The organism is Moorena sp. (genome assembly GCF_982860115.1).
Genome location: NZ_CEYLVT010000003.1, coordinates 36,112 through 48,990 on the forward strand (window position 1 = coordinate 36,112; position 12,879 = coordinate 48,990).

Consider the following 12,879-nt stretch of genomic DNA (forward strand, 5'->3'; position numbering starts at 1 on the left):
TCCCAGAGCCGCTTTTGCCTCTTAACAGACTATTTATTTAGGATAATAAGCACGGAAGAACGAGAATGTATAATTCTAAATTCTTCATTCTAAATTCTTCATTCTTCATTCTTCATTCTAAATTCTGCATTCTAACAGACAACCTTCAACCTTCAGCTTCTCCACCAACTACCACATTCCGAATCCTTAAACTTGGTCCTGCACAGCCTACAGCTAAGCCACTTTGTCCACCTTTACCACAGCCACCGGATTCATCCCAATAGAAATCATCACCAATAGCTTCAATATCAGCTAAAGTCTTGAACACGTTACCAGAAAGAGTGACATCTCGGACAGGTTCAGCAATTTGACCATTGCGAATCATCCACGCTTCTCCAGCACTAAAGGTAAACATTTCACCATTAGTCATACCTCCTAGCCAATTTCGAGCATAGACCCCTACTGTAATATCATCGAATAACTCTGCTACTGGAGTAGCTCCGGGTCCTATCCAAGTATTAGTCATCCGAACAATTGGAGGATAGTGGTAATTGAGACAACGAGCATTACCAGTAGGGGTTTCGCCTAACTTACCAGCAGTTTCACGGGAGTGAAGACGTCCAACTAATACACCATCTTTAATCAACTGAGTGGTAGTGGCTGGAGTGCCCTCATCATCGTAGAAATAGCTACCCCGGTGTCCTTGGGGAGCAGCTCCATCAAAGATTTGTAATTCTTTTGGGCCAAAACGACGCCCTATACTCATCACTTCTAGTAAGTCAGGATTTTCATAAGCCATGTCAGCTTCAGATAGGTGTCCAAAGGCTTCGTGGACAAACAAACCAGTCAGGATGGGGTCAATGACTACTGTATAGTTACCACCCGTAACTGGTGGTAATGACAGAGCATCTATCGCACGTTGAGCTGCTCCATGGACTTGTTGATCAAGATTGGTTAGGTCTTCATAGCCTTGGCGAGAGCCAATGGTTTCTCTACCAGTATGGACAGTATCGCCATTACGAGCAGTAGCAGCAAAACGCATTTCCAGATCTGCCCAAGACTGCTCTATCAAGGTACCTTCGGAAGTAGCAATGATGATGCGCTGGTTAACATCCCCATACCGGACAGAAGTAGTAGCAATGCTACTGTCATAACTTCTGAGAATTTGATTGTAGCGATCGCATAATGCTTTCTTCTGCGCCAACGGAATTTGCCTAGGGTCTGTACCAGTCAGGGGTAACTGACAAACATCCTGTATTGGTTCAATGGGAGCAAGGGTGGTTTCTTGATTACCCACAATCCGAGCTGCTGCGATCGCATCTTCGACTCGTTCTTTAATAGCGCTAAGCTGGTTAAAACTCGAAAAACCCCATCCTCCCTTATAACATGCTCTTACTTGTCCACCGATAGAAAGACCTTCACTAAGGGTTTCGATCTTGTCACCCCGTAATAAAATGCTAGTTCCTTCGGCTTCTTCTAAGCGAATAGCTAAGTAATCGACACGGGAGCCATATTGAGCAATTAGCTCAGAGAGTAAGTTTTTGGTATCGGTTAGGACAATGGACATAGTAGAGGAAATAGCAAATAACTATTCTATTGTGCAATGATTACGCGATCGATTGCTATTGTAAGCATTCAGCCGTCAGCTATCAGCTTAAGTTCTAAGTTTTACGTGAAATGATATTCAAATTTACACTATTATAGCACAATTCATTCCTTATATTAGTCAACATAAGCAGCAAGGTAACGCTCAACCCTAGTCATTTCAATACTATTTACCAGTTGTTACAATTCCCGCTATTATACAGAAGTATCATCAACATCTCAAAATAGCATCATAACTCTTATTTATAATGATAATCATAACAATAATAAACTAAATATTGCTTACCCTTGATTGAGTCTCTATTATACTTACCGAATTTTCTAGCCACCCTCCCATAATTATCACTAGGTTTCAGCAAGAGATTGAGGGCGAGTGCTATTAATAATATATGACAGAATACCGAGCAGAGACTCTAAATTACCAATAAAGTGTTCTTCTGACTCAATAGAAACCGAATTTTTGACTAATTTTATAAATTTCCAGAGGCTGCCAGTTGTTACTCCACCATAGATAAACGGAATAGGATTATTTTTGTGCTCATTAAAAAGTTGAGCAGCAACCATTTCAGCAATACACTGAGGGATAGCGGATTTAAGGTTATCGTTTTTTGCTTCAACTAGAATAGCAATGGGAGCAGTAACATCCAACTGTTCAGGTGAATGACTAATAATAAAATCACACCTACCGTTTAGCCCTTTACTTTTATCTATCGTAAACTCTGTTCCAGAGAAAAGGCTGATTTTACGGCTAAATTGCTTGCGAATTTCCACTAAAATAGGAGCAACAATTAATTCAGAGCGAGCTTTTTCCGTATCGATTTCCAATCCTAGAGGTAGATTTTCTGCTAGAATCTCTTTTAATAAAGGGCTAGGAGTAACTGGTTCAACTGATTCAAACAAGTTAACTCTTTCTTGAATCGATAAGTTAAATTGATGTTTGAGTGTATCTAGAGTAAATTCACTGTAAGACATTTTATTAGCTTATATATCTCTATATATAGCTGTTTGTTATCGGTTGATGCAGAAAGTTATGGATTATGGTTTTTAGGGAGTAGGGAGTCAGGATTCATATTTCATAAATTTGACCTATTGTCAAGGGTAGTATTATTGACAAAACAAATCGGATTACTAGATGGGATTACTTTATGCGTTCGCGTAGCGTGGCCTACGGCCAATCGCGTAGCGGCTCTTAAAGAGCATCACACTCACTTTATATACTAACAAAATAGTCACTAATTATGGTAGCATCAACATTAGTTGGTCATAGATAAAAAATTATCTCTTTATAAGACTGGCTTAAGGATTACCGGGATAATGCCGAATAGATAGAGGGAGAATTAGTTTAAAAAAACGGTATCACCTTAAAGCACAGTCTAATTCAAGCTAAACTCCCCACTGACTTGGGTAATCAACCTTGGCCAAAAGGCAACGCTACGCGAACAAGCTTCAACAAACTAGCTATCATAATCGACCTCGACAATCTCAGTATATTCAAACTGATTTGGACTACGTCTTACCAAATCATAACGATTTCCAGCTAGCTCAATAACATCTTCTTCACAATCAGACTTAGGAGAATTGTAAGTCAACACATACTCTTTACCAAGAAAAGGAAGTATCTCATCAGCCACTTCTCCTCGCCACTGAGTCTGAGTCACTAAAACTACTAATTGATTCGCCAGTCTAGGCAAGATATTAGCAATTCGCCGACGATAGATTTCATCCAAGCTTCCAAAGGGAGAATCCATTACAATAGGAAAAGTACTACTATCAGGTCCCATCAAAGAATGCTCTTGACTCCAATCCCTAACTCGGTCAATAATTCCCCCAATAAAGGATAAACTTAGAATCTGATTTTCTCCCGTAGACGCAGCAACTAGGTTTTCTAACCCAAGAGTACTTTCTACTAAGGTTAACTCATACTTATCACTCAACTTAGGGATGTAAGGTGTAAAGGAAATTGAGATAAATATCTCCTGTACCCGCTTTTCCAAAGAAGTCCGAAACTGAGTTTCTAAACGTTCCCTAACTTCAATTAACCGTTCAATAGAATCTTGAGCAGCAGCAATCCGTCGCTGTATCAACGCCTGCTTACTTTCATTCATTTTGTGCTTAGCAATCTGCTTATCCTTTAAGTCAATGTCTGTATCCAACTGTTCAAGTTGTTGTTGATTCCCTCCTTGTTCTAGAGTTAGCTCCCGAATCCTAGTATCTATCTCATCCAACTGTTGTTGGAGCAGACTGATATCCTCATCGGGAAAGTTACGTAACTTTTTCTTGATATCATCTAGTTGGGTCTCAATTCTAGAAAGCTCAGTTCTGCCCTGAGCAATAGTATCTTGTTGTTGGTCAACATCTTGCCAAAACTCAGGCACCTGTTGGTTAATTTCATCAACCTGGGAACCCATCCTGATTGCGGTTTCTTCCACTTCAGCCATTCCGGCTTTATCCATCCAGGCTGCTACTTGCTGATGAGCATGAGTTCCCTCAGTTAATTCTACACCACAGATACAGCGCTTGTGTTTAAGTAAATCCCCAACAAATTGCCGCTTAATTCCAACAGGTAATTCCCCTCTTTCGGTGATTAAATCTTTTACAATTTCTTTAAAAGTTGAGCTTACCTCTGAGAGCAGCACGGTATAGCCACGAGTTGATATAGCTCGTTTCAAAATATATTGGCTTTGTTTTAGCTGTTCTCTAATTAACTTTTCCCTAGCTTCTAGTTCATCCCGCAGCTGTTGTAACTCCTGAGCGCCACCGAGTTCTAATAACCGTTGACCAATTGTCTTCTTTAGCTCATCTTGATCCTCTAACTCCTGCTTGATTTCCCTTTGACGCTTTAGTAGACTCTGGCTCGTCTTTTCCGATTTTCGCTGTTGTTTAAGCAATTGCTTAGTTTCCGAGTCGCCAATTAAAGACAATTCATAGTCTAAGGTTTTTTTCGCTTCCCTTAAATGTTTAATGGAGCGATTTAAAACTTCTACCCCTAGCAAGGTCTTGGTTGCTTCCGCAACTTCCGACTTTTTATCCGAGCGTACCAGTTGTTCAATTCGTTCTCCATCAAAAAAGAAGTATTGGTGCAAACTAGCTGGTAAAATTTGACCAATAATATCCTCAGGTAGTTGTTGAGGCAATAACCAGCGTCCATCATCTCCAGCGATTTGTAGATACAATTCTGTGTTACCTTGCTCGACTCCTACCTCAGTTTTGTAAGTACGACATAGACGTTTGACTTGGTAGCGTTTATTATTATGTTCAAATGCCACTTCTACCCAACAGTCTACTGGTTTATTGAACTGAGCTTCAGCAAGAGCTCGCTTATTCAGCAGTTGGTCTTCTGAAGCAAAAGCAGCACTAAACTTTTCATAGAGCACCCACGAAAAAGCATTCAGTATGGTAGTCTTACCAGCACCATTATTTCCATGAATAATCGTAGTGTTTTGCTCGCCACTGGCTAACACAATCACTGGAGTTTTACCATAAAACTGACGAAAATTACATAGCTGAATCGATAACAGCTTCATTGCACTTCTTCCTTGACAATTCTCAAGATATCATCATTAATATTACGGGGAGTTTTCATATAGAGTTTATCCTTTTCTGCTTGCAATACTCGCTCTATAATTCGGCGCACTTCTAGGGGAGCAGTGATAATCGGCTCCTGGACATCATGGAGTTCATTCTTGCTAGGAGAATAAGTAGAATATTTTTCAGCTACTCTTCTGGAAATGACTGATGTAGCACCACTGGTAGAGTATCTAAATGCCATAACCGTATTTTAGGAAAAAGCGACTAACCTGTCAGATCGTGTCCGGTTGTTTCGGTAGTGTTATTTGTTGTTTATTTTAGGAATCAGTAAGGGTAAATAGGGAATAGCTTGGTAGTAATCACGCTTACCAATTCCCGATTACCAATTATCAATTACCCACGCTTTACACTATCGATGTTACCGGACATAATACCAGATCTAGCCTGATTAAATTTATTGTAAGACTTTATTGTTTATTTATACTATAACTCAAAAATTTTGCCAGCTCTTAATAAAGAGGGTCACCCAAAGCAGTACTCTATGTCTGTAGGTTGTTAGGTTTGTCTTGAAAGGGCTACCCACAATCACAGACAATCAAAAATGAAAAACACAATTACGGCCTTAGGATTTTCTCTATTCACTTTAATATTGCCCTGTGAAGCTAGGGCATATGATTTAGAGTTCACTAATCTTTATGTGTTTGGTGATAGCCTATCGGATTCTGGCAATACCTTCAATATCACTAAGGCAGGGAATGAGCTAAATCCCACCATTTCCATAATCCCCCAGAGTCCACCCTACTTTCAGGGCCGTTTTAGCAATGGTCCGATCTGGGTAGATTATCTAGCAGATGCTCTGGAGATAGAGGTGAAGCGATCTACTGATTTGTCGTTGGTTTTACCAGATTCCCCGACACTTTCTCCAATCAGTATCACTCCCGATAGTCCTCGGGTGAGTTTTTTCTTCAATGGTGCGACGACTAATCAAAGCGTAAACTTTGCTGTTGGTGGTGCTCAAACCGGAGTGTCTGGCCTTGGTGAGTTCGAAGCATTGTCCCCGGGATTACTGACCCAAGTAGCAGGGTTCACCAATGACCTAATCCTATCTGATCAGATGGCTGACCCCAACGCCCTATATATTCTGTGGTTGGGTGGCAATGATTATCAGAGTATGGATATTCCTAATCCTACTCAGGTCGTGGGCAATATAGAGACAGCCCTGAACTCCCTGTATAACTTTGGTGCTCGCAATTTCCTAGTGCTTAACTTACCAGATTTGGGAAAGATACCTCAATCACTGAGACTAGATAGTGTATTATCGTCTAGCCTCACAGATTTGACCGAGCAGCATAACTCTGTATTGGACTCCACCCTTAACATTTTGAGGCAATCTTTACCTGACATTAACTTGATATCCGTTGATCAGTATGACCTATTTAATCAGATTTTGACCAATCCTGGAAACTTTGGTTTCACGAATGTGACGGAAGAGTGCTTAGATGGAACAACGTTTATTGCTTGTGCTAATCCAGACGAGTTTTTATTCTGGGATAGCACCCACCCAACCACAGCTGGCCATCAGATCCTAGCAGAATTCGCAATAACAGCACTAAAGTCCCAAGACAAGGTTGATACTAAGGCTAAGACTAAGTCTGTACCAGAAGCAGTGTCTTCTGCCTCCTTAGGAGTTATAGGGGTTGCGTGGTTGTCTCGGAAACAGTTGAATAAATCCATTTAGGTAATATCATCTATTATAACACAGTGGCACCTTTCTAAGCTGTCACCGTTGATACTAAATTTATACTTAATCGTTTGATACTACTATTGGTAAATTCTATGGGTAAATTTCTGTTAATCTTATCTGCGATCGCTTACCTGTCTCAGACTGCTATAGCTCAGGCACAATCTAGGCGTTGGGTCAGAGTCATGTCAAATGCTCAGACAGGAAATATCCACTACTTCGATGTGGATTCTTTGGTCAGCACCACTGATGAAATGGGCAATCCCATCCACTCCTTTGATAGTAGAATAGTATTTGGTAATCCTCTCGAACCAGGAGTGTATTCTGCCATTATCACGGTTCAAGTTAATTGCCCTGAGCGTTCCATACGTACATTGCGTTTTGAACAATACGATTCCCAGGGTAGTATAATCAGCCGAGAAGAATCGGAGAATGATTGGTACACAATACCCATGCCCGATACTCCAACGGTTCATGTCATGAATGGTTTTCACACCTTAGCTTGTAAGTCTAATACTAATGTTGTTAACCGTTGACTGTTAGCTGTGAACTGTTAATTTTTGACTGTTTACTGTTGAGTCGGAACTCTGCACTTTCCGACTCAGGAATCAATTGATATCACTCATCAGAAGATTAACTAATTCTTGGGTGATAGGGAAACCAGTTTGTTGCTCAAAGTGTAAAAACATCGGACTGGGGTTAGCTTCAAGAAACACGTATTCACCATTTGGCTTTAAACGCCAGTCAATGGCCGTCCACTGGAGCCAAAACGCTCTAGTGATAGCTTTACACTGCTCTTGCACGGTCTTTGGCAGCCTGACCGGAATCAATTGAGCATCGATATCTTCTCGAAAGTCAAGTGACTTGGAGCGAATTTCTGCCGAATACATCGAGTCCCCAATTACATAGGTGCGAATATTTGTACCAGGGATATACTCCTGTATAGTAACAGGAGAAAGCCGCAGGGCTAAGTTTAGTCGTTCAGGTTCTAAATGTTGTTCTGTTAAAAACTGGACATGAGCACCACCATAGACTGGCTTAAAAATGACTTGATTACAAGACTTCGTAAACTTAATGATAGCGTCTGGATCATTACTAATGAGAGTATGGGGAATAGATACACCGATTTGTTCAGCTTTACTCAATTGTAGAGGTTTTTCCTTATGCAATTGATAAGCTTGCCATGAGTTTACCCAGTGAATTGAGGTTCCTTGCATCAAGGTTCTTAGGGTACTCATCGCATCATTAAAAGCAACTCTCTGCTGTAATCTATTTTTTATTGGGGGAATTTGAACTCCAGAAAAATTACGCCAAAAGATGCTACGAATATCTCTTAGACGTAATTGATAACCATCGGATAGGGTGAGAATTCCATCTTTAGTGTGTGGCTGCCAAGATAGGCGTAATTTAGTAGGAAACAGAGAAGTGTCAAGATAGTTTGTCTTGCCTCCAGCCTTAGTCAGAGCATGGTTGATATGCGCAGCGTGAGTATCTTCAGGATTGCCCAAAATTAAAATATTCATCTATTGCCAAACAAAACGAACTAGTATTTATACTGTTCTGCTGATTACCCAAGTTCTTTTTTTGTTTCGGTTTACTAGATAATAGTGTGGCTAATCAAGTCAATATCATACTTTTTTTGGTTAAAAATTGGTATTTTAAAACACCATCTAAGCCAATTTAATTTTGGTATACTATAAGCTATATTTACCTGATAACAGGTAATTTTTATAGTTAAATGCATCCTGATATTACTCCGAAAATATAGTACACCCTGTTGACAAATTGCCTAAATGCTGCAAGACACTGCTAATGGGTCAGGGAGTTGTTAGTAGATTGCTTAGCCCTTGAGAGCAACATTTCTCCCTATAGCAATCCTATCAAATTGCTATATTCCCTAATCTTTATAATTACTAAAAAATTGGCAAGTGTGCCAATATTGAGATTCTTTCGACTGGTAATGGTTTAAGGTCAATACCTGAGAGATGTTGTTTGTGTTCGATAGCAGTTAGGTTGTTACTCAAGGCTTCGAGCAGGTCTGCCCCTTCTTCTAACAAGGCGCTTTGTGCTTGCACCCCCTTCTTCCCCGATGGCGAAGGTGGTAATACTGCCATCCTTCCCAATGGTATCGGTAACAATACCTCTTTCTTCATATCAGGTTTGGGGAGTAGGGATATTTAAACTGTCGTATTGAGCAGGTGGACTGGCAAGTTGAGTATTCATGACTGCTTTTAATGGCTGAAAGCGCTAGTTCAAAAAGATGGTCAGAGAAATAATCTCTGTATGTAACCATGACAAAATAACCTAGCTTTCGTAATCCAGATAATTACTGATCCTGTTAAATCTTTTACAGTTATATGTCCGTGAATTCTCTAGTTTAGCTCTTATTCATGGATAAATACTAACTAAGTAGTGGCCCACAAAACTAGGGGAAGAGACAAGAAACTGACTAAGGTAGACAAAACCACTGTCCGTGCTACTAAGGGAGCATCTCCCCCAAACTCAGTGACCAACACTACCGTACTAATTGCTACAGGCATGGCACTTTGTAACACCAACACCTGTAAATTTAATCCCTCCAGTCCCAATGCTTGACCAACGGTATGGGCAATGAAGGGAGCTACCAACAAACGCAAGGTAGTGGCGAGCACCTCATACCGTCCTATCACCAAAGGGGTGCGAGACAATTGTATCCCCAAAACAATTAAATCGATAGGGATTGCTGCCATACCCAACTGGTGAATACCCTTATCTAGCCCTAATGGTAGTTCTAAGCGCAATAAACGCCAGGTTAATCCTGCCAGCATTGCCCAGAGTAGCGGTAGTTTTAGGGTTAAGCGCACTCCAGAACTAATACTACCCCCTTTAAGTAAGGCGGGACAAATAGCAAACATCAACAAGGCAGCTGTGATCATGTATACTATAGCGCGTTCTAAACCCGGTGTACCAAAGGCAAAGGAATTGAGAGGAAGCCCGAGGTTTCCAGCATTGGGAAAAATAGCAGCAACCATAAAGCTTTTTTGGACAACTGCTGGTAATTTCAACAGTTTGCCTAATCCCCAACTCAGTAGGTAAAGCAACACAGCGGTAATGATCAACCCAGCGACTAAACCAGTGGTGCTTTCGGTAGACAGTGTTGTCCGATACAAGCTGTCTGCTATCAACGCTGGTACGAGAATATAAAGAGATAGCTGAGAAAGAGTTTGCTTGTCCACAGACAACCTGCGACCAGCAATAAATCCAATCAGGATAATTAAACCGACCGAAACAACAGCAGGTAGAAGAACAGTCATTCTATAAATACTTTAGATGAACCCCATTAAAGCAAAAGTCTTTTTGTTAACCGTTGACTGTTGACTTTCAAGCAACCTTTAACATTCAACTTTAAACCTTAAACCTTAAACCTTAAACCTATTTTTGCTAAACTGCTTCAGTCGCCGCCGCAGTTGTTTAATATTAGGTCTGTGACCTCCATAACGCCAACGGATATATGCATGGGAAATCTGCTCAATGACCTCAGCGGATGCTTGAGGCTGGTCTTGACCTATACGGCTAGCGTACTCAAGGGGAGTTTGAGTCGGATGTTTGACATACCCTTTGGTTGCTAAAATCTTGATCATTTGCTGGTAAATCTGTTCCATTGGTGGCAATGTTGCCAACCAGAAACGATAGCGCCAGTTTTTCCACTGATGCCAACCTAGCCAGCTCAGAAAACCAAATGCGATCGCTAATATCAAGCCGCTAAACATACCTAACCAACCACTAGATACCATCTTCCACAATCCAACAAATATTCGGATAATGGTACCAATGGTGAAATGCCATAGGTTGCTGAGTAAACCAGTTATTGGTGAGGGGAGCCAACCTGCTACCCACTGCCAAAACTGCCGCAAGACACTAAAGGTTTGATATTGCTCGACGGAGGGGGGCAGCAATTCATGACCTGGGATGGGATCAAAGGCAAACCAACCGTATTTAGGGAAATAAACCTCAGTCATGGCATAGGCATCAGTATTCCGGACGATGTAAAACCCGGTAAAGGGGTTAAATTCGCCAGTGCCAAATCCAGCCACTAATCGGGCTGGGATGCCTATGGAACGGAGCATCATCGTGAGGGTGGTGGAGAAGTGGTCGGGATAACCACCTTGATACTTGAAGAGAAAGGCTTCCACCAAATCTTGATTTTCTTCTAGAAAAGGGAATTGTGAGGGGTCTTGGGGGAGGCGATAACGCTGCTTAACCGCCTGGGCTAGATACAAGGCTTTTTCATAGGAAGAGGTAAGAGGTTTCTCTGAAGTGGCTAGGAGTTCTTCAGTACGTTGCCTGACCCTCACTGCAATTTGGGGGGAAATATCCAGATAGTAGTTTTGAATCGACTTGGGGTAGTTATCGCCAGCTTGCTGCAACTTAGTGCGATCGCGAAATGGAACTTCTGATATTACGGTATAGGTCAGTCCTTCTACTAAACCTAAAGGCGATCGCAAACTGCCTTCTGGCCCAATACCGATTTCCCGGGACGGAAAGAATAATTCGCTAGGATACGCCAAAGCGGGAATCAGATTGGGCAGTTCTGATACAGCTGTATAGGTTTGAATTATCTTTTTGGTTTGACCTGTGATCAATGCAGGTAAGAGTTGGAAGCGATAGGACCAGCTTGGTCGAGTTATTTTCTGGACCTGATTATCCCGAGAAATTTCCCAACCCTGACCCGTGTAGTGGTCAAACGCTAGCACTCGCCAAAATCCTGCTGCTTGAGAACGCACCCGCATCACTACCTTAGGTTTCAGTTCTCCCCGCAGATTCTGGTTAATCTTGCTATTAAACCCATAGTAAAATGTCTCATCCAACTCACCGGAGCCCGTAGCGTTTTGAGAGCCACCGCTACCATTTTCCCCTTGCTGTTTACCTTCACTCACATAGCCAGGGTTAACAATTAACCTATTTTGTGAATCAAATCTCCTGTTTGCCATTTCCCCAGGAGCACTGACGGGATACATCTGGATTTGATAGCCAGGGAAACGAGGCATCAGAGCAAAAATCGTTAACCCTAGCGCCATAATTACCCCGATAAATAAAATGAGACGCTTTAGGGGTATGGGTGAGGAGTTGGGACTAAACCCGTAGAATTTTTTACTTTTTTTAACCGTAGATATACCCAAGCGTGACTGGTAATCCAGGACAAGAACCGGTAATGCGATCGCTAAAAATACTAACAACAGAGGGGCAAACGCCAGAGTCTGACTCACAGTACCAGCGACCCCCAACAGGATTAGCCCAATTACCATCGAATAGCCCAAATCCTTGCGGCGGGGCAAGTCAAAGCTATGGAGAATCTGCAGCTGAACTAACAACTGAGCTAGAGCCAAACGGGTATCATTGAGCTGACTGAACACATTGCCCAAAAAGGCTCCCAATGCCAGCAACATCCCCAATGCCAGCAAGAATTTCAGAGCAATGTTACGTTGGCGACGACGATACCAACTCCAGGTTGCTCCCACAATACTTAAGGGTACTGCCCAAAGACTCCAGAAGGTAGATGCGGCAACATCAACAGCCACAATTCCTACTACTACCAGTGCCTGTACCAACACCCTTAACGAAATCGACTCCTCTATAGGAGGCAATGGCTTCGCCTCAAGACGCTGCCAAAACTGACTCACCATGGTAGATGCGTGATAGGTTATATGTCAAGTTTGGAATGTTAAAGGTTAGAATGTTAAAGGTTGGAATGTTGAAGGTTGGAATGTTGAAGGTTGGAATGTTGTTCGCGTAGCGTGGCCTTTTGGCCAAGGTTATAACCTGCGACTTATTAAGTTATTAAGTTATTAATACGCAACCTGTTAACCTATTAACCTGGAACCTGTTAACCTGTTAACCTGCAACCTGTTAACCTGCAACCTGTTAACCTGCAACCTGTTAACCTGCAACCTATTAACCTGGAACCTGTTAACCTGTTAACCTGGAACCTGTTAACCTGTTAACCTGCAACCTGTTAACCTGCAACCTGTTAACCTGCAACCTGTTAA

At 41.7% G+C, this 12,879-nt stretch carries 10 protein-coding genes and 1 pseudogene; 2 read left to right on the forward strand and 9 right to left on the reverse strand.

Annotated features, from left to right (window positions below):
- Positions 1 to 145: 145 nt before the first annotated feature.
- The 4 genes from AC4II3_RS01100 to AC4II3_RS01115 all read right to left on the reverse strand — a co-directional run bounded on the left by AC4II3_RS01100 (position 146) and on the right by AC4II3_RS01115 (position 5,353).
- Positions 146 to 1,546: a TldD/PmbA family protein gene (locus AC4II3_RS01100; RefSeq protein ID WP_488007147.1), complete on the reverse strand. Its 1,401-nt coding sequence runs from the start codon at positions 1,544 to 1,546 to the stop codon at positions 146 to 148.
- Positions 1,547 to 1,929: 383 nt separating this feature from the next.
- Entirely contained in the window at positions 1,930 to 2,556 is a 627-nt protein-coding gene (locus tag AC4II3_RS01105) for a hypothetical protein (protein ID WP_488007149.1), read from the reverse strand.
- A 482-nt stretch (positions 2,557 to 3,038) separates the two neighbouring features.
- Positions 3,039 to 5,108 carry an AAA family ATPase gene (locus tag AC4II3_RS01110; protein WP_488007151.1) on the reverse strand — a complete coding sequence of 690 codons (2,070 nt, stop codon included), beginning with the start codon at positions 5,106 to 5,108 and terminating at the stop codon, positions 3,039 to 3,041.
- Positions 5,105 to 5,353 carry a hypothetical protein gene (locus AC4II3_RS01115; RefSeq protein WP_488007153.1) on the reverse strand — a complete coding sequence of 83 codons (249 nt, stop codon included), beginning with the start codon at positions 5,351 to 5,353 and terminating at the stop codon, positions 5,105 to 5,107. The genes AC4II3_RS01110 and AC4II3_RS01115 overlap by 4 nt, the downstream gene beginning before the upstream one ends.
- Positions 5,354 to 5,713: 360 nt before the next feature.
- On the opposite strand from AC4II3_RS01115, the gene AC4II3_RS01120 reads away from it, so the two are divergent.
- Both AC4II3_RS01120 and AC4II3_RS01125 read left to right on the forward strand, forming a co-directional pair.
- Positions 5,714 to 6,850 (forward strand): SGNH/GDSL hydrolase family protein, encoded by a 1,137-nt coding sequence (locus AC4II3_RS01120; protein WP_488007155.1) that lies wholly within the window; start codon positions 5,714 to 5,716, stop codon positions 6,848 to 6,850.
- Positions 6,851 to 6,948: 98 nt separating this feature from the next.
- Positions 6,949 to 7,389, forward strand: coding sequence for a surface-adhesin E family protein (locus AC4II3_RS01125; protein WP_488007157.1), 441 nt, complete (start codon positions 6,949 to 6,951; stop codon positions 7,387 to 7,389).
- A 72-nt stretch (positions 7,390 to 7,461) separates the two neighbouring features.
- On the opposite strand, the gene AC4II3_RS01130 is transcribed toward AC4II3_RS01125, so the two are convergent.
- The 5 genes and pseudogenes from AC4II3_RS01130 to AC4II3_RS01150 form a co-directional block, all read right to left on the reverse strand.
- The gene (locus tag AC4II3_RS01130) at positions 7,462 to 8,376 is read right to left on the reverse strand and encodes an MvdC/MvdD family ATP grasp protein (protein ID WP_488007159.1); all 915 of its coding nucleotides are present in this window, start codon (positions 8,374 to 8,376) and stop codon (positions 7,462 to 7,464) included.
- A 390-nt stretch (positions 8,377 to 8,766) separates the two neighbouring features.
- Complete coding sequence (locus AC4II3_RS01135) at positions 8,767 to 9,006, reverse strand: hypothetical protein (protein WP_488007161.1); 240 nt, start codon at positions 9,004 to 9,006, stop codon at positions 8,767 to 8,769.
- Positions 9,007 to 9,258: 252 nt separating this feature from the next.
- A complete protein-coding gene (locus AC4II3_RS01140; RefSeq protein ID WP_488007163.1) occupies positions 9,259 to 10,146 on the reverse strand; it encodes an AEC family transporter in 888 nt (295 codons plus the stop codon).
- Between the two features lie 105 nt (positions 10,147 to 10,251).
- Positions 10,252 to 12,516, reverse strand: a complete 2,265-nt coding sequence (locus AC4II3_RS01145; RefSeq protein ID WP_488029088.1) for a transglutaminase TgpA family protein — start codon at positions 12,514 to 12,516, stop codon at positions 10,252 to 10,254.
- A gap of 200 nt (positions 12,517 to 12,716) precedes the next feature.
- Positions 12,717 to 12,791: pseudogene (locus AC4II3_RS01150) on the reverse strand (pentapeptide repeat-containing protein); the annotation flags it as partial.
- Positions 12,792 to 12,879: the final 88 nt, after the last annotated feature.

Bases quoted from the DNA above. Each gene is read 5' to 3' on its own strand.
- AC4II3_RS01100 (WP_488007147.1), bottom strand. From the start codon at position 1,546: ATGTCCATTGTCCTAACCGATACCAAAAACTTACTCTCTGAGCTAATT.
- AC4II3_RS01105 (WP_488007149.1), bottom strand. From the start codon at position 2,556: ATGTCTTACAGTGAATTTACTCTAGATACACTCAAACATCAATTTAAC.
- AC4II3_RS01110 (WP_488007151.1), bottom strand. From the start codon at position 5,108: ATGAAGCTGTTATCGATTCAGCTATGTAATTTTCGTCAGTTTTATGGT.
- AC4II3_RS01115 (WP_488007153.1), bottom strand. From the start codon at position 5,353: ATGGCATTTAGATACTCTACCAGTGGTGCTACATCAGTCATTTCCAGA.
- AC4II3_RS01120 (WP_488007155.1), top strand. From the start codon at position 5,714: ATGAAAAACACAATTACGGCCTTAGGATTTTCTCTATTCACTTTAATA.
- AC4II3_RS01125 (WP_488007157.1), top strand. From the start codon at position 6,949: ATGGGTAAATTTCTGTTAATCTTATCTGCGATCGCTTACCTGTCTCAG.
- AC4II3_RS01130 (WP_488007159.1), bottom strand. From the start codon at position 8,376: ATGAATATTTTAATTTTGGGCAATCCTGAAGATACTCACGCTGCGCAT.
- AC4II3_RS01135 (WP_488007161.1), bottom strand. From the start codon at position 9,006: ATGAAGAAAGAGGTATTGTTACCGATACCATTGGGAAGGATGGCAGTA.
- AC4II3_RS01140 (WP_488007163.1), bottom strand. From the start codon at position 10,146: ATGACTGTTCTTCTACCTGCTGTTGTTTCGGTCGGTTTAATTATCCTG.
- AC4II3_RS01145 (WP_488029088.1), bottom strand. From the start codon at position 12,516: ATGGTGAGTCAGTTTTGGCAGCGTCTTGAGGCGAAGCCATTGCCTCCT.